Below are 16229 nucleotides of genomic sequence, written 5' to 3'. Positions count from 1 at the left end.
GGGCCCCTGCAAGCCCCTAGCCATAAAAATATAGAACAGGCTGGCGATATCGACCATGACGTACGTCAAGATCCGTCATTAGATCATCCACAGATCCATGAAATGGGGAACCGACATGGCCTCCAGTTGCTCTTGATCTCGACATAGGGCCATCAATTGCTCACAGCGCCGAGGCGGGAAACGCGTGGCCAGATGGCGCCGGAACTTGGCCTCCAGGACCGGTACGCCTTCGGCCCGGCGCCGACGATGACCGAGGGGGTACTCCACGGCCACCGGCTCGGTGGCGGAGCCATCGGCGAAGAACACCTGGACGGCATTGGCGATGGAGCGCTTGTCGGGATCCAGGTAGTCACGGCTATAGCGGGGCTCCTCCACCACCGCCATGCGCTCGCGCAGTCGATCGATCAGCGGATGGGCGGCATGGAAGGCATCCTCGTAGTGCTCGGCGCTGAGCTCGCCGAAGATCAGCGGCACCGCCACCATGTACTGGAGGCAGTGGTCGCGATCGGCGGGATTGGCCAGCGCCCCGGACTTGGAGATGATGCGGATCGCCGACTCCTGGGTGGTGATGACGATGCGCGCGATCTCGTCGAGACGATCCTTTACCTGAGGGTGCAATACCAGCGCCGCCTCGCAGGCGGTCTGGGCGTGGAACTCCGCGGGGAAGTTGAGCTTGAAGAGGACGTTCTCCATCACATAACTGCCGAATGGCCGGGAAAAGGCGAAGCGGCACTCGGCCTCGGGCTTGAGGGCCTGATCCTTGCTGGTCTTGCTGAACAGCACATCATAGAAGCCCCACTGGGGCGCACTCAGTACCCCCGGGATGCCCATCTCGCCGCGCCGGGCGATATCCGCCAGGCGCACGCCCCGCGAAGCGGCATCCCCCGCCGCCCAGCTCTTGCGGGAGCCGGCATTGGGGGCATGCCGGTAGGTACGCAGGCTCTGGCCATCCACCCAGGCGTGGGAGAGCGCCGCAAGCAGTTGCTCGCGATCGGCGCCCATCAGCCGGGCCGCCACCGCCGTGGAGGCCACCTTGACCAATACGACATGGTCGAGACCGACCCGGTTGAAGGAATTTTCCAACGCCAATATCCCCTGGATCTCGTGGGCGCGGATCATGGCATCGAGGACATCGCGCATGACCAGGGGCGCCTCGCCCCGGACCAGGCGCTGCTGGGCGAGGTGGTCCGCCACCGCCAGGATGGCCCCCAGGTTATCCGAGGGGTGGCCCCACTCCGCCGCCAGCCAGGTGTCGTTGTAATCGAGCCAGCGCACCAGGCAGCCGATATCCCAGGCCGCCTTGACCGGATCGAGACGCAGGCGGGTGCCCGGCACCCGGGCCCCCTGAGGCACCTGGGTGCCCTCCACCAAGGGGCCCAGGTGCTTGGTGCACTCCGGGAAGCGCAGCGCCAGCAGGGCACATCCCAGGCTATCCATCAGGCACAGCCGGGCGGTCTCCCAGGCCGCCTCGCTATCGATCCGGTAGTCCAGCACATAGTCGGCGATGCGTTGCAATTCCGGATCGTAGTCCGGGCGTCGATTGGCCTCCACGGTGGTCGTCATGCTGCCCTCCTGGAATCCATGGGGTTGCCCTCACTATAGGAAACGCCCCGACCCAGGGCCGAGGCGTGAGGAAGGCACCGACGAGGAGGCTTAGAGGGTCTCCGCGGGCACGCGCACCCATCCCTCCATCAGCACCCGGGCGCTGCGACTCATCACCGCCTCGTCGATCACCCAGCGGCCGCCCACCAGGCTCGCCTCGGCGCCCACTCGCAGGGTGCCGGAGGGGTGACCGAAGGTGACGGCGTTACGCTTACCGCCGCCGGCGGCGCGGTTGACCAGGGTACCCTCGATGGCCGCCGCCGAGGCGATGGCCACCGCGGCGGTGCCCATCATGGCGTGGTGCAGCTTGCCCATGGAGAGCGCCCGCACCAGCAGGTCGATCTCCCCGGCCTCGACCGCCTTGCCGCTGGAGGCGGAGTAGCTCGCCGGGGGCGCCACGAAGGCCACCTTTGGGGTATGTTGACGGGCGGTCGCCTCGGCCAGCTCCTTAATCAGGCCCATCTTCAGCGCGCCGTGGGCACGGATCGCTTCGAAGCGCGCCAGCGCCTCGGCGTCATTATTGATCGCCTCCTGTAATTCGGTGCCGGTATAGCCTAGGTCGGCGGCGTTGACGAAGACGGTGGGAATGCCGGCATTGATCAGCGTCGCCTCGAGGGTACCCACGCCAGGCACCGCCAGGTCGTCCACTAGGTTGCCGGTGGGGAAGATGGCGCCCTCGCCATCGGCCGGGTCCTTGAAGGCCACCGGCACCTCGGCGGCGGGAAAGGTCACGCCGTCGAGTTCGAAGTCGCCGCTCTCCTGCACCTGGCCGTCGGTGACGGGCACCTGGCAGACGATGGTCTTGGCGATATTGACCTGCCAGATGCGCACCTCCACCACGCCGTTGTCGGGCACGCGTGCCGGGTCCACCAGGCCGTTGGCCACGGCGAAAGGGCCCACGGCGGCGGAGAGGTTGCCGCAGTTGCCGCTCCAGTCGACGAAGGCACGGTCGATGGCGACCTGGCCGAAGAGGTAGTCCACGTCGTGGTCGGGGCTCTCGCTTTTGGAGAGGATCACCGTCTTGCTGGTGCTGGAGGTCGCCCCACCCATGCCGTCGATCTGCTTCTGGTAGGGATCGGGGCTACCGATCACCCGCAGCAGCAGGCGGTCGCGGGCCTCGCCGGGCACCCGGGCGGCCTCCGGCAGGTCGTCGAGCCGGAAGAAGACGCCCTTGCTGGTGCCACCACGCATATAGGTGGCGGGAATACGCAGCTGTGCACCATGAGTCCGAGCTGTCTGGCTCATGCGTTCACCCCCTCACTCCCCGCCCCTTCCAGGAAGTCCTTGGCGAAGCGCTGCAGGACACCACCGGCGGAGTAGACGGTGACCTCTTCCGCGGTATCCAGGCGACAGATCACCGGCACCCGATCGACCTCACCGGTCCGACGATGGATCACCAACTCGAGCCTGGCGCGGGGCGAGGCAGCCCCCTCCACGTCATAGGTCTCGGTACCGTCGAGTTGCAGGGTGTGGCGGGTGGTGCCCTCCTCGAACTGCAGCGGCATCACACCCATGCCGATCAGATTGGTGCGGTGGATGCGCTCGAAGCCTTCGGCGACGATCGCCTCGACCCCGGCCAGCGCCACGCCCTTGGCCGCCCAGTCCCGGGACGAGCCCTGGCCGTAATCGGCGCCGGCGACGATGATCAGCGGCTGCCGGCGATTCATGTAGGTCTCGATGGCTTCCCACATGCGCATCACCTGACCTTCCGGCTCGACCCGCGCCAGCGAGCCCTGCACCACCTCGCCGGCCTCGTCGCGCACCATCTCGTTGAACAGCTTGGGGTTGGCCAGCGTCGCCCGCTGGGCGGTGAGGTGGTCGCCGCGATGGGTGGCGTAGGAATTGAAGTCCTCCTCCGGCAGGCCCATCTGGTGTAGGTACTCCCCCGCCGCGCTGTCCAGCATGATGGCATTCGACGGCGACAGGTGGTCGGTGGTGATGTTGTCCGGCAGGATCGCCAGCGGGCGCATGCCCTTGAGCTCGCGGGCGGCGGCCATGGTGCCTTCCCAGTAGGGCGGGCGGCGAATATAGGTGCTCTGTGGGCGCCAGTCGTAGAGCGGACTCTCGGCCCTCTCGACGGCGTCCAGGTCGAACATCGGGATATAGACCCGCTTGAACTGCTCCGGCTTGACGAACTCGCCGACGATGGCATCGATCTCCTCGTCGGAGGGCCAGAGGTCCTTGAGGGTCACCGGGTTGCCGTTCTTGTCGGTGCCCAGCACGTCCTTCTCGATATCGAAGCGCACGGTGCCGGCGATGGCGTAGGCCACCACCAGGGCCGGCGAGGCCAGGAAGGCCTGCTTGGCGTAGGGGTGGATGCGGCCGTCGAAGTTGCGGTTGCCGGAGAGCACGGCGGTGGCGTAGAGATCGCGGTCGATGATCTCCTGCTGGATCGCCGGATCCAGCGCCCCGGACATGCCGTTGCAGGTGGTGCAGGCGTAGGCAACGATGCCGAAGCCGAGCTTCTCCAGTTCCGGTAGCAGGCCCGCCTCCTCGAGATAGAGCCGCGCGACCTTGGACCCCGGCGCAAACGACGACTTCACCCAAGGCTTGCGTACCAGGCCCAGCTCGTTGGCCTTCTTGGCCAAGAGACCCGCCCCCACCACGTTGCGTGGGTTGGAGGTGTTGGTGCAGCTGGTGATGGCGGCGATGATCACCGCACCATCGGGCATCTTGCCTTCCTTTTCCTCCGCCTGGGCCTTGTCGCTGTCCTTGTATGAGGAGACGGCGATGCCACGCTCGACCAGGGCACTGGTGGGCAGGCGGCGGTGGGGGTTGGAGGGACCGGCCAGGTTGCGCTCGACGCTGGCGAGGTCGAAGGACAGCACCCGCTCGTACTCGGCACCGGTCAGGCTATCGGCCCACAGGCCGGTCTGCTTGGCGTATTTCTCGACCAGCGCGACCTGCTCCGGCTCGCGGCCGGTGAGCGTCAGGTAATCGAGGGTCTGGTCGTCGATATAGAACATCGCCGCGGTGGCACCGTACTCGGGCGTCATATTGGAGATAGTGGCGCGGTCGCCGATGGTCAGGCTCTTGGCCCCCTCGCCGAAGAACTCGAGATACGCCCCCACCACGCGCTCCTTGCGCAGGAATTCGGTGATCGCCAGCACGATATCGGTGGCGGTGATACCGGGCTTGGGCTTACCGGTCAGCTCCACGCCGACGATATCGGGCAGGCGCATCATGGAGGGACGTCCCAGCATCACGGTCTCGGCCTCCAGGCCGCCGACGCCGATGGCGATGACCCCCAGGCAGTCGATGTGCGGGGTGTGGCTGTCGGTACCCACGCAGGTATCGGGGAAGGCGACACCGTCCCGCGCCTGCACCACCGGCGACATCTTCTCCAGATTGATCTGGTGCATGATGCCGTTGCCGGCGGGAATCACGTCGACGTTCTCGAAGGCGGTCTTGGTCCACTCGATGAAGTGGAAGCGATCCTCGTTGCGACGATCCTCGATGGCGCGGTTCTTGTCGAAGGCATCCGCCTCGAAGCCGGCGTGCTCCACGGCGAGCGAGTGGTCCACGATCAACTGGGTCGGCACCACCGGGTTGACCTTGGCGGGGTCGCCGCCCTGCTCGGCGATGGCATCACGCAGGCCGGCCAGGTCGACCAGCGCGGTCTGGCCGAGGATGTCATGGCACACCACCCGCGCCGGGTACCAGGGGAAATCCAGGTCGCGGCGGCGCTCGATCAGCTGCCTTAAGGCCTCGGTGAGCGCCTCGGGATCGCATCGGCGCACCAGCTGTTCGGCCAGCACCCGAGAGGTATAGGGAAGGCGATCATAGGCGCCGGGACGGATCGCCTCGACGGCGGCACGCGCATCGAAGTAATCCAGGTCGGTGCCGGGAAGCGGCTTGCGGTATTCGGTATTCATGGTCAGGCATCCGTGGGCGTCAGAAGCGTGGGGCGGCAGGGAGTAGCGGGCGGGACAGGGCCCGGGACTACCCCCGGGCCGGATGTCGTGGTGTCAGGGACGCTCCTCCAACGGCACCCACTCGCTCTTCTCCGGACCGACGTAGTCGGCGCTGGGGCGAATGATGCGGTTGTTCTCGCGCTGCTCGAAGACATGGGCCGCCCAGCCGGTGACCCGCGAGCAGACGAAGATCGGCGTGAACAGCTTGGTGGGGATGTCCATGAAGTGATAGGCGCTGGCATGGAAGAAGTCGGCGTTGCAGAACAGCTTCTTCTCGCGCCACATCACCGCCTCGACCCGCTCGGAGACCGGGTAGAGCACCTGGTCGCCCACGTCCTCGGCGAGCTGCTTCGACCACTCCTTGATGATGGCGTTGCGCGGGTCGGACTCGCGATAGATGGCGTGACCGAAGCCCATGATCTTCTCCTTTCGCTCGAGCATGCCGAGGATCTCGCGCTCGGCCTCGTCGGCGGACTGCCAGTGCTCGATCATGTCCATGGCCGCCTCGTTGGCGCCGCCGTGCAGCGGGCCACGCAGGGAGCCGATGGCGCCGGTGACGCAGGAGTGCATATCGGAGAGGGTCGAGGCGCAGACCCGGGCGGTAAAGGTCGAGGCGTTGAACTCGTGCTCGGCATAGAGGATCAGCGAGACGTTCATCACCCGAGCATGCAGCTCGGAGGCGGGCTCGCCGCGCAGCATATGCAGGAAGTGGCCACCCACGGAGTCGTCGTCCGTCTCGGTGTCGATGCGCACGCCGTCATGGCTGAAGCGGTACCAATAGCAGATGATCGAGGGCAGCACCGCCAGCAGGCGATCGGCCACGTCCTGCTGCTGATCGAAGTCCTGCTCGGTCTCCAGGTTGCCGAGCATGGAGGCGCCGGTGCGCATCACATCCATGGGGTGGGCATCCTTGGGGATCTGCTCGAGCACGGTCTTCAGCGCCTCGGGCAGGCCGCGCAGGCCCTTGAGCTTGGTGAGGTAGGCATCGAGCTCGGCCCGATTGGGCAGCTTGCCCTTGAGCAGCAGGTAGGCGACCTCCTCGAACTTGGCCTTCTCGGCCAGTTCATGAATGTCATAGCCTCGATAGGTCAGGCCGGCGCCGCTCTTGCCGACCGTGCACAGCGCGGTGGAGCCGGCGCTCTGGCCTCGCAGGCCGGTGCTGACGGGTTGATCTGCCATGGGGTTCTCTCCTTAACTGACGTGTTCTTGTGATGGCCGGGCGCCTCAGGCGTCGCCGCCCTTCTCGGCGAAGAGGGCATCCAGCTTCTGCTCGAAGGCGTGGTAGTTGAGGAAGTCGTAGAGCTCGTCGCGGGTCTGCATCAGCTCCACCACCTCGCGCTGATGGCCGGTGTCGAGGATGCTCTGGTAGACCTTGAGTGCCGCGGCGTTCATGGCGCGGAAGGCGGACAGCGGGTAGAGCACCATCCGGCAGCCCACCTCGGCGAGCTCCTGCTGACTGAACAGCGGCGTGGCGCCGAACTCGGTGATATTGGCCAGAATCGGCGCATCAACCCGCTCGCAGAAGGCCCGGTAGTCGTCCAGGGTATGCACCGCCTCGGCGAAGATGGCATCGGCGCCCGCCTCGATGCACGCCTGGGAGCGCTCGATGGCGGCGTCCAGCCCATCCTTCTGGAAGGCGTCGGTGCGGGCGATCAGATAGAAGTCCGGATCGATACGTGCGTCGGCGGCGGCCTTGACCCGGTCGACCATCTCGGCCTGGGAGACGATGGCCTTGTTGGGGCGATGCCCACAGCGCTTCTGGGCCACCTGATCCTCCAGGTGCACCGCCGCCACGCCGGCGCGTTGCATCTCTTTCACGGTGCGCGCGATATTGAAGGCGCCGCCCCAGCCAGTATCGATATCCACCAGCAGCGGCAGCTCGGTGGCGCCGCAGATACGATGGGCGTCCTCCACCACGTCGTTCATGGTGGTCATGCCCAGGTCCGGCAAGCCGAAGGAAGCGTTGGCCACCCCGCCCCCGGAGAGGTAGATGGCCTGGTGACCAACCCGCTCGGCCATCATGGCGGTGTAGGCATTGATGGTGCCGACGATGGGCAGCGGACGATTCGCCTCGAGGGCGGCACGGAAACGGGCACCGGGGGTCGGTCGAGTCATGAGCGGTTCTCCTGGGTTATCGGGCCGCCGGCTCGGAGGCTTCGGCCTCCTCGGCCAGGGTGGCGGCATAGCGTTCGGCGACATTGGCCCGCGAGGCGCTGACGTGGCGGCGCATCAGCAGCTCGGCGAGCTCCGCATCGCCGGCCTCGATGGCGTCGACGATACGGTGGTGCTCGACGAAGGCGCGCTGGGGGCGCGACCCGCTGGCACTGAACTGGGTGCGGTAGAGGCGCACCAGGTAGTAGAGGTCGTCACACAGCAGCGTCATCAACATCTTGTTGTGGCTGCCCAGGACGATCCGATAGTGGAAGTCGAGGTCCCCCTCGCGCTGGTAGTAGGCCTCGCCGCGCTTCAGGTCGCCCTGGCGTTCGTGCACCGCCAGCACCTCGCGCAACCCGGCGATCTCCTCGGCGGTCATATGCTCGGCGGCGAGCCGCGCGGCCATGCTCTCCAGGGCCTCGCGCACATCGAACAACTCGAGCAGCTCCTTCATGGAGAGCTTGACCACCCGAGCCCCCACATGGGGCACCCGCTCGATCAGCCGGTGAACCTCCAGGCGGCGCATGGCCTCGCGCAGCGGACCGCGGGAGATGCCGTAGGTCTTGGAGAGGCCCGGCTCGGTGATCTTGCTGCCCGGCGCCAGCTCGCCGCGGACGATGGCCTCCTGGAGTTGCTGGAAGACCCGTTCGGCGAGGGTGCGAACCTCGGGGGCGGTGCTTTCGGGTATCGGAGTCGTCATGATTAATTGTCGACAATCAAGGGGTGAGAGAACTGTAGCCAGCGATTCCCTGGCGGTCAACCACGGGAACCCGGTGAAGTTATACACCTTTTGTTGTAGACACGCAGCGGCGGATTGTCACGAGTGTCGACAATTCGCCACCCCAGCCCCGCTTCCATCGCGCCCGTTGAGGCTGCGTCCCCTAGGGCGGCGCAGGGGAGTGCGACAAACGCATGACAGGTCCCTAGAATGGGGCGCTTGTTGAGGAAAAGCGCCGCGCATGAGACCACGACTGCAACCCCATTCCCTGCCCTACCGGCCCGATCCGCTGGGCTACTTCGCCGCCCTGCGACGCCGCCCCGGCGCCGTGCTGCTGGACAGTGGCCGCCCCGCCGCGCCCGGTGGGCGCTACGACATTCTCTCCAGCGACCCCCTGGCCACCCTGACCGTGGCCCCCGGCGGCGGCGTCCAGTGCGATGCCGACCTGGCCCTGCCCGAGTCGCCCTTCGCCGCCCAGCAGGCGCTGCTGGCCCGCCTGGATGTCGAGCCCCCGGAGAGCGACCTGCCCTTCCTGGGCGGCCTGATCGGCTACTGGAGCTATGACCTGGGGCGCTGCCTAGAGCGTCAGGGCGAAGCGGCCCGAGACGCGGTCGACCTACCCTGGAGCCGGGTGGGCCTCTATGACTGGGCGCTGATCCTCGACCACGAGGCCGAGACCTGCACCCTGGTGGCCAGCGCGGCGCGCCGCGACCAGGTGCTCGGCTGGCTGGCGGCCCAGCCTCTGGAATCGGTGCCCTTCCGCATCAGCGCGCCCTTCGAGGCGGAGCTGGATCGCGCCGGTTATGGCGTGCGCTTTCGCGCCGTCCAGGAGTACATCCACGCCGGCGACTGCTACCAGATCAACCTGGCTCAGCGCTTCAGCGCTCCTTACGAGGGCGACCTCTGGGGCGCCTATCTCCGCCTGCGCCAGGCCACCCCGACGCCCTTCGCCGGCTACCTGGCCTGGGATGGCGACGCGGGCCCCCAGGGCGTGCTGTCGCTGTCGCCGGAGCGCTTTATCCAGGCCGAGCATGGCCGGGTGGAGACCCGTCCCATCAAGGGCACCCGCCCCCGGGGTGACGATGCCGCGGCGGATGCCGCCCTGGCCGAGGAGCTGCAGCGCAGCGACAAGGATCGCGCCGAGAACGTGATGATCGTCGACCTGCTGCGCAACGACCTGGGTCGGGTGTGCCGCCCGGGCAGCGTCAGGGTGCCCCAGCTCTGCGGCCTGGAGAGCTATGCCAATGTGCATCACCTGGTCAGCGTGGTGACCGGCGAGCTGGCCGCGGACGCCTCGCCCCTGGACCTGCTGGCCGCCGCCTTTCCCGGCGGCTCCATTACCGGCGCCCCCAAGGTACGAGCCATGCAGATCATCGACGAGCTGGAGCCGAGCCGGCGCAGCCTCTACTGCGGCAGCCTCGGCTACGTGGACCAGCGCGGTCATATGGACACCTCCATCGCCATTCGCACGGCGGTGGCGGACCAGGGCCGGCTGCACCTGTGGGGCGGTGGCGGCCTGGTGGCCGATTCCGACGAGGAGGCGGAATACCGCGAGACCCTGGACAAGATCCGCCATCTGATGCAGGCCCTGGAGGCCTGAACGCCGAACGACGGCGGAGCACCCCACAAAGTGGTTATAAGAATGCCTCTCAACAAGCCCTTAGGGATATAAGCAACGAACCAATCAATATTGGGTCCCGCCGGGAGGGGTTTGCTAGGGTACGGCCATCGCCCACAACGGAGGCCGGGATGTCATCCTTCAATCCCTCCCAGTTCGTCCTGGAACATGACCAGGACACCCCCAAGAACATTCTCAAGGCCGCCTACGAGGCCTTCGGTGAGCTGACGATCTCCTTCTCCGGCGCCGAGGACGTGGTGCTGATCGACCTGGCCCTCAAGGTGGCCCCCAAGGAGAAGGTCAAGGTCTTCTCCCTGGACACCGGGCGCCTGCACGCCGAGACCTATGCCTTTATCGAGCGGGTCCGCGAGCATTACGCCATCGAAATCGACGTGCGCTTCCCCGATGCCGAGGCGGTTCAGGCCCTGGTCAAGGAGAAGGGGCTGTTCAGCTTCTACCGCGACGGCCACCAGGAGTGTTGCGGCATCCGCAAGGTGGCGCCGCTGCGCGCCCGCCTCAAGGGGCTGCCCGTCTGGGTCACCGGCCAGCGCCGCGACCAGAGCCCGGGTACCCGCAACAGCGTGCAGATCGCCGAGTGGGACACCGCCTTCGGCAGCAACGAGGCCCCGCTGGCCAAGTTCAACCCCCTGGCGCACTGGAGCAGCGAGGAGGTGTGGACCTATATCCGCATGTTCGACGTGCCCTATAACCCGCTCCACGAGCGCGGCTTCGTCAGCATCGGCTGCGAGCCCTGCACCCGCCCCACCCTGCCCCATCAGCACGAGCGGGAAGGCCGCTGGTGGTGGGAAGATCAGGGCGGCAAGGAGTGCGGTTTGCATAGCACCAACCTGAGCCGCTGAGCCGACACACGCCCCTCAAACGCCGAAGGCGCCGCGATTGCGGCGCCTTCGGCGTTTGAGGGGCGTCCCGGTGAAGACTTAACGCACCGGCAGCTCGATTCCCTCGAATAGCGCCTGCTCATGGCGGGGCCCGGCGGCCAGGGCGGCATCCACCAGGTCGCGCTCGAGGTGCTCGGCGAAGCCCTGCACGAAGTCATACATATAGCCGCGCATAAAGGTGCCGCGACGAATGCCGATCTTGGTGGTGGAGCTCTCGAAGAGGTGCCCTGCCTCCAGGGCCACCAGGTCGCTGTCGGCCTCCGGGTCCACCGCCATATGAGCGACGATCCCCACCCCCAGGCCGAGGCGCACATAGGTCTTGATCACGTCGGCATCGGCGGCGGTCAGCACCACATTAGGCGTCAGCCCCTCGGCGCGGAAGGCATCATCCAGTTGGGAACGGCCGGTGAAGCCGAACACATAGGTCACCAGGGGATGCTCGGCGAGGCGCTCCAGGGTCAGCTCGCCCTGAGCCAGGGGGTGGTCCTGGGGCACCAGCACGCAGCGGTTCCAGCGGTAGCAGGGCAGCAGCACCAGGTCATTGAACAGCTCCAGGGACTCGGTGCAGATGGCGAAGTCCGCCTGCCCCTCGCTAACCATCTGGGCGATCTGCTTGGGGGTGCCCTGCTGCATATGCAGGGCCACCTCGGGGTACTTGCGGGTGAAATCGCGGATCACCGGCGGCAGCGCATAGCGGGCCTGGGTGTGGGTGGTGGCGATGGCCAGGTTGCCGCGGCGCTCGTCGCTGTGCTCCTGGGCCACCTGCTTGATGTTCTCGGTGGTGCGCAGCACCTGGCCAGCCAGCTCGATGATCGCCGCGCCGGCGGGCGTGACCCGGGTCAGGTGCTTACCGCTGCGAGCGAAGATCTCCACCCCCAGTTCGTCCTCCAGCAGGCGGATCTGCTTGGAGATACCGGGCTGGGAGGTATAGAGGCTCTGGGCCGTGGCCGACACATTGAGGTTATGGCGATTGACTTCCCAGATATAACGCAGCTGTTGTAGCTTCATGCGAGGTTCCTACTCCTGGTGACTTGTCGGCCGAGGCGCATGAAATGCCCTTTAGAAATAACGGCCCCACCTGATGATTACTTTATAGCATATAAATAGGCCCAGGTGTCCCCTCGCTCCCGCGCCAATATAGTAGCTCGCTATCGACCTTTTCGAGCGCTTATATTTGCCAGCGACCGGGACGGCGGATAACATCGTGCAGCTAAGCTGTACTAGCACGCTCGACACAGCGCCAAGCAACTGGAGATTCACATGGCTAACAACATCGATGTCACCAACGCCAACTTCGAGCAGGAGGTCCTCAAGGCCGACAAGCCGGTCCTGCTCAAGTTCTGGGCGCCCTGGTGCGGGCCCTGCAAGATGATGGCCCCGGTGGTTGATGAAGTTGCCGACGAGCGCGCCGACGACCTCAAGGTGGTCAGCGTCAACGTCGACGACGCCCCCGAAATCGCCGCGGAACACGGCGTGCGCGGTGTCCCCACCGTGATGCTGTTCAAGTCTGGAGCCAAGGTCGCCTCCCTGGTGGGCGCCCAGTCCAAGAGCCAGCTTGCGCAGTTTATCGAGCAGAACGCCTGAAGCGCCCCCTACCGCCTGGCGGTATGGCTCCCAAGGCAACACGCCCCGGCTTCGGCCGGGGCGTGTCGTTTGTGCCTACTCCTTGGCCTTGCCGAGCCGCTCCTGGCGCGTCGGCGACGAGCCTGGCCCCAGCAATCGCGCGATCCAGCGAGTATCCGGGTGACTCTCCAGGGCGATCTTCAGGGTCATGGTCAGCAGCACCGAGAGCAGCAGGCCCACGGTACCGAGGATCCAGCCCCACACCACCAGTGACAGGAAGGTCACGAAGGTGGAGAGCCCCAGGGCCCGCCCCATCACCCGCGGCTCCACCAGGTTGCCCATCACCACATTGATCACCAGGTAGCCGGCGGCCAGGGCGAGTGCCGCGACCAGGCCCCCATCGCTCTGCAGCAGTAACAGCAGCACCGGCGGAATCGCCGCCAGCACCGAGCCGATATTGGGAATGAAGTTGAGGCCGAAGGCCAGCGCCCCCCAAAGCAGCGGGAAGCCCACCCCCAGCACCAGGCACAGCAACCAGGCCAGCACCCCGGTGATCAGGCTGATCAGGGTCTTGACCGCCAGGTAGCGCTTGAGAGTCAGGCTGAACTCGCCGATGCGCCGCAGGCTGGGCGCCGGGTTGCGAAGCGCCTGGGAGAACTTCTCCCGGGCATTGAGCGCCTCGAAGAGCATAAAGATCACCAGCAGGGCCACGACCAGGCTCTGCATCAGCAGATTGCCCAGCTCGCCGAGGAACCCAGGCAACAGGTGGGTGGCCTGGGCGGGGTCGAACCACTGGCTCATCTGCTCGGGACGAATCGAGATGCCGCGCTCCGCCACCCAGGTCAACAGTTGCAGGTAGGCGCCGCGGAACTGCTGTTCCAGCTCCGGCAGGGCCGCCACGAAGGTGCTCAGGCTACTAGCCAACAACAGCCCCAACAGCACCAGGAAGACTCCCATCACCCCCAGCACCAGGACCGCCGCCAGGCGCAGGCTGACGCCGAAGCGATGCAGCCACTGCACCGGCGCCGTGCATACCACGGCGATAAACAGCGACAACAGCAGGGGCACCAGCAGGTCGGCACCGGCCTTCATGCCGGCAATAATCACCACCAAGGCCGCCAGCCCCAACACCAGGTTAAGGGGGAGCATCCCCGTGGGTTCATCCGTGTCGTGATGCATCGGCTCTCCTTTGTCGAGACAGGGCAGATCAGAATACGTGAGGATAAATCGGCAAATGGGCAACTACCATGCAAAGGGAGCCCCGACGGGAACGACCGACGCCCTGGCGGCTCAAAGTCCTGCAATTACCCCCTATCCTAGCGTGCATGGAGGCCTTTGATGACTCGACTCGCCCTTTCTACCCGCCTGCTCGGCCTCGGCCTGCTGGCCGGCGCCCTGCTGACCACCCCGGCCCTGGCTCAGGAGCGCCCCGACCGCCAACTGCATGTGCAGGCCCAGGCGACCCTCGAGGTGGTGCCCGACAAGGCCACCCTGAGCGCCCGCCTCTGGGAGCGCACGCCCCTGATCGAAGTGGACGCCACCCCCGACCCAGAAGCCCTGGGCGAGGCCCGCGCGCGCCTGGAGGAGCGCACCGGTGAGCTGATCCGCACCCTGGAGGCCGCCGGCCTGGACAGCGAGGCGATCAATGCCGGCTCCCTGCAGGTGCGCCCCGATCAGGTCCATTCCCAACGCGACGGCGAGCGTGAGGTGCGCGTCCGCACCCAGATCGAGCGCCCCATCCAGCTCAGCCTGAACGACCTGGAGCAGGTGCCATTGATCCTCGACGCCCTCACCGAGGCCGGCGTGGACGCCCTGGACGGCATCCAGTACGACCTGATGGACCGTGACGCCGCCAGCGACCGCGCCCTGACCCGCGCCCTGGAGCGCGCCCGCCACAAGGCCGAGCTGATGGCCGAGACCCTGGGCGTGGAGCTCAGCGGCGTGCTGCGGGTGCAGGAGACCCAGGCGCCGGTCTTTATGCCGCGCATGATGAGCGCCCGCGCCGATATGGCCGAGAGCGGCGGCGCCCCCGCCGAGTACCGCCCCGGACGCATCGCCATCGATGCCGGCGTCGATGTCACCTGGGAAATTGCGCCCTAAACGACACGCGGGAAGCGACATGACCGCCTAAACGACACCGCCTCCGAGGCAAGACCTCGGAGGCGGTTTTTCTTCCCGCTTCACGCTTACGGCTTGAAGCTCACGGCATCCCGGATCAGCCGTTGATCGTCTCGACCCCACCCATATAGCCGCGCAGGGCCTCGGGCACGGTGATGGAGCCATCGGCGTTCTGGTAGTTCTCCAGCACCGCCAGCAGGCAGCGCCCCACCGCCAGGCCGGAGCCGTTCAGGGTGTGCAGCAGTTGCGGCTTCTTCTGCTCCGGATGGCGGAAGCGCGCCTGCATGCGCCGGGCCTGGAAGTCCTCGCAGTTGGAGATCGAAGAGATCTCCCGGTAGGTCTCCTGGCTGGGCAGCCACACCTCCAGGTCATAGGTCTTGGCGGCGCCGAAGCCCATATCGCCGGTGCACAGGGTCACCGTCCGGTAGGGCAGCTCGAGGGCCTGGAGAATCGCCTCGGCATGGCCGCGCATCTCCTCCAGCGCCTGGTAGCTGGTCTCCGGCGCCACCAGCTGCACCATCTCGACCTTGTCGAACTGGTGCTGGCGGATCATCCCCCGGGTATCGCGGCCATGGGAGCCCGCCTCGCTGCGGAAGCAGGGCGTATGGGCGGTGAGCTTCAGCGGCAGCGCCTTGAAGTCGAGGATCTCATCCCGGGCGAAGTTGGTCAGCGGCACCTCGGCGGTGGGGATCAGGTGGTAGCCGCGCTCGTCGTCCAGGCGGAAGAGGTCCTCGCCGAACTTGGGCAGCTGACCGGTGCCGTGCAGCGAGGCCTCGTTGACCATATAGGGCACATAGCACTCTTCGTAGCCATGCTCCTGGGTCTGCTTGTCGAGCATAAACTGCGCCAGGGCGCGGTGCAGCCGGGCGATGGGCCCGCGCATCACGGCGAAACGCGCGCCGGTGAGCTTGGCGGCCAGCTCGAAGTCCAGGTAGCCGAGCTTGGCGCCCAAGTCGACATGGTCCTTGACCTCGAAATCGAACGCCCGCGGGGTGCCCCAGCGGTGCAGTTCCACGTTGTCGTCCTCGTCGTCGCCCTGGGGCACGCTCTCATGCGGCAGGTTGGGAATGCCGCTGACCAGCGCATCCCACTCCAGCTGCGCCTCGGCCAGCTTGGCCTTGGCGGCATCGAGGCGCTCGCCCAGGTCGGAGACCTCGGCCAGCAGCGGGGCGATATCCTCGCCTTGGGCCTTGGCCTTGCCGATGGACTTGGAGCGGGTATTGCGCTCGTTCTGCAGCCGCTCGGTCTCGGTCTGCAGCTCACGACGCCGGGACTCCAGCGCCTCGAGTCGCTCGGTATCGAGGGTAAAGCCCCGCTTGGCCAGTCGTTGGGCGACCTCGGTCAGGTCGCCACGCAGCAGTTTCGGATCGAGCATGGAATCCAGTCCGTCACGTTAGGGAATAAGCAGTCGAAATCAGGGGCCTATTGTAGGCAAAAGGCCGCCCCGGCACCACGCCCACGCCACGAGGCGCCCTACTCCAGCGACACGGCCATCCGGCCACGCCATGGCCTGGCGCTTTGGATGCGCCGCATGTCGCTCTCGGGTAAAGTAGACGCACGATTTTAAACCGCCCGGCCTGCTCCCCAGGCGACGCGCGGCGACCCACGGCCTGATGACGACCCCATGATCGCGAGACTGGATA

13 protein-coding genes are annotated in these 16229 nt (G+C 66.6%); 4 read left to right on the top strand and 9 right to left on the bottom strand.

The features are described from left to right. Window positions 1–78: 78 nt before the first annotated feature. From prpD to HPA02_RS16505, 6 genes are all read right to left on the bottom strand, one after another. Window positions 79–1563 (bottom strand): 2-methylcitrate dehydratase, encoded by a 1485-nt coding sequence (prpD, locus tag HPA02_RS16530; protein WP_146804305.1) that lies wholly within the window; start codon window positions 1561–1563, stop codon window positions 79–81. 90 nt (window positions 1564–1653) lie between these two features. Continuing rightward, window positions 1654–2847, bottom strand: a complete 1194-nt coding sequence (gene prpF, locus HPA02_RS16525; protein ID WP_146804304.1) for a 2-methylaconitate cis-trans isomerase PrpF — start codon at window positions 2845–2847, stop codon at window positions 1654–1656. Next, window positions 2844–5477 (bottom strand): Fe/S-dependent 2-methylisocitrate dehydratase AcnD, encoded by a 2634-nt coding sequence (gene acnD, locus HPA02_RS16520; protein WP_146804303.1) that lies wholly within the window; start codon window positions 5475–5477, stop codon window positions 2844–2846. The genes prpF and acnD overlap by 4 nt, the downstream gene beginning before the upstream one ends. A gap of 93 nt (window positions 5478–5570) precedes the next feature. Continuing rightward, window positions 5571–6695, bottom strand: a complete 1125-nt coding sequence (prpC, locus tag HPA02_RS16515) for a bifunctional 2-methylcitrate synthase/citrate synthase (protein WP_146804302.1) — start codon at window positions 6693–6695, stop codon at window positions 5571–5573. A gap of 45 nt (window positions 6696–6740) precedes the next feature. Further along, complete coding sequence (gene prpB, locus HPA02_RS16510; protein ID WP_146804301.1) at window positions 6741–7631, bottom strand: methylisocitrate lyase; 891 nt, start codon at window positions 7629–7631, stop codon at window positions 6741–6743. A 16-nt stretch (window positions 7632–7647) separates the two neighbouring features. Further along, complete coding sequence (locus HPA02_RS16505; protein WP_146804300.1) at window positions 7648–8370, bottom strand: GntR family transcriptional regulator; 723 nt, start codon at window positions 8368–8370, stop codon at window positions 7648–7650. Between the two features lie 259 nt (window positions 8371–8629). Between HPA02_RS16505 and pabB the strand changes: the two genes are divergently transcribed. Together pabB and HPA02_RS16495 are read left to right on the top strand one after the other, a co-directional pair. Further along, the gene (gene pabB, locus HPA02_RS16500; RefSeq protein WP_146804299.1) at window positions 8630–9988 is read left to right on the top strand and encodes an aminodeoxychorismate synthase component I; all 1359 of its coding nucleotides are present in this window, start codon (window positions 8630–8632) and stop codon (window positions 9986–9988) included. A gap of 149 nt (window positions 9989–10137) precedes the next feature. Further along, the gene (locus HPA02_RS16495) at window positions 10138–10866 is read left to right on the top strand and encodes a phosphoadenylyl-sulfate reductase (protein ID WP_146804298.1); all 729 of its coding nucleotides are present in this window, start codon (window positions 10138–10140) and stop codon (window positions 10864–10866) included. A 78-nt stretch (window positions 10867–10944) separates the two neighbouring features. On the opposite strand, the gene cysB is transcribed toward HPA02_RS16495, so the two are convergent. Next, the gene (gene cysB, locus HPA02_RS16490; RefSeq protein ID WP_146804297.1) at window positions 10945–11913 is read right to left on the bottom strand and encodes an HTH-type transcriptional regulator CysB; all 969 of its coding nucleotides are present in this window, start codon (window positions 11911–11913) and stop codon (window positions 10945–10947) included. A gap of 252 nt (window positions 11914–12165) precedes the next feature. On the opposite strand from cysB, the gene trxA reads away from it, so the two are divergent. After that, entirely contained in the window at window positions 12166–12489 is a 324-nt protein-coding gene (trxA, locus tag HPA02_RS16485; protein WP_146804296.1) for a thioredoxin, read from the top strand. 75 nt (window positions 12490–12564) lie between these two features. Here the strand turns inward: trxA and HPA02_RS16480 are convergent, their stop codons facing one another. Further along, window positions 12565–13647 carry an AI-2E family transporter gene (locus HPA02_RS16480; RefSeq protein WP_146804295.1) on the bottom strand — a complete coding sequence of 361 codons (1083 nt, stop codon included), beginning with the start codon at window positions 13645–13647 and terminating at the stop codon, window positions 12565–12567. A 159-nt stretch (window positions 13648–13806) separates the two neighbouring features. On the opposite strand from HPA02_RS16480, the gene HPA02_RS16475 reads away from it, so the two are divergent. Then, window positions 13807–14568, top strand: a complete 762-nt coding sequence (locus HPA02_RS16475) for an SIMPL domain-containing protein (RefSeq protein WP_146804294.1) — start codon at window positions 13807–13809, stop codon at window positions 14566–14568. 115 nt (window positions 14569–14683) lie between these two features. Here HPA02_RS16475 and serS read toward each other — a convergent pair whose 3' ends face one another. Next, on the bottom strand, window positions 14684–15961 hold the full coding sequence (gene serS / locus HPA02_RS16470) for a serine--tRNA ligase (RefSeq protein WP_146804293.1): 1278 nt from the start codon (window positions 15959–15961) through the stop codon (window positions 14684–14686). Window positions 15962–16229 lie beyond the last annotated feature (268 nt).

It is taken from the genome of Bisbaumannia pacifica, from assembly GCF_007989625.1.
Taxonomy (GTDB): domain Bacteria; phylum Pseudomonadota; class Gammaproteobacteria; order Pseudomonadales; family Halomonadaceae; genus Bisbaumannia; species Bisbaumannia pacifica.
Note: the sequence above shows the minus strand (reverse complement) of the source record. Positions and strands in the feature narration are given on the sequence as shown.

What these genes read in the sequence shown, in the direction of transcription:
- prpD (WP_146804305.1), bottom strand. Translation starts at nt 1,563, where the DNA reads ATGACGACCACCGTGGAGGCCAATCGACGCCCGGACTACGATCCGGAA.
- prpF (WP_146804304.1), bottom strand. Translation starts at nt 2,847, where the DNA reads ATGAGCCAGACAGCTCGGACTCATGGTGCACAGCTGCGTATTCCCGCC.
- acnD (WP_146804303.1), bottom strand. Translation starts at nt 5,477, where the DNA reads ATGAATACCGAATACCGCAAGCCGCTTCCCGGCACCGACCTGGATTAC.
- prpC (WP_146804302.1), bottom strand. Translation starts at nt 6,695, where the DNA reads ATGGCAGATCAACCCGTCAGCACCGGCCTGCGAGGCCAGAGCGCCGGC.
- prpB (WP_146804301.1), bottom strand. Translation starts at nt 7,631, where the DNA reads ATGACTCGACCGACCCCCGGTGCCCGTTTCCGTGCCGCCCTCGAGGCG.
- HPA02_RS16505 (WP_146804300.1), bottom strand. Translation starts at nt 8,370, where the DNA reads ATGACGACTCCGATACCCGAAAGCACCGCCCCCGAGGTTCGCACCCTC.
- pabB (WP_146804299.1), top strand. Translation starts at nt 8,630, where the DNA reads ATGAGACCACGACTGCAACCCCATTCCCTGCCCTACCGGCCCGATCCG.
- HPA02_RS16495 (WP_146804298.1), top strand. Translation starts at nt 10,138, where the DNA reads ATGTCATCCTTCAATCCCTCCCAGTTCGTCCTGGAACATGACCAGGAC.
- cysB (WP_146804297.1), bottom strand. Translation starts at nt 11,913, where the DNA reads ATGAAGCTACAACAGCTGCGTTATATCTGGGAAGTCAATCGCCATAAC.
- trxA (WP_146804296.1), top strand. Translation starts at nt 12,166, where the DNA reads ATGGCTAACAACATCGATGTCACCAACGCCAACTTCGAGCAGGAGGTC.
- HPA02_RS16480 (WP_146804295.1), bottom strand. Translation starts at nt 13,647, where the DNA reads ATGCATCACGACACGGATGAACCCACGGGGATGCTCCCCCTTAACCTG.
- HPA02_RS16475 (WP_146804294.1), top strand. Translation starts at nt 13,807, where the DNA reads ATGACTCGACTCGCCCTTTCTACCCGCCTGCTCGGCCTCGGCCTGCTG.
- serS (WP_146804293.1), bottom strand. Translation starts at nt 15,961, where the DNA reads ATGCTCGATCCGAAACTGCTGCGTGGCGACCTGACCGAGGTCGCCCAA.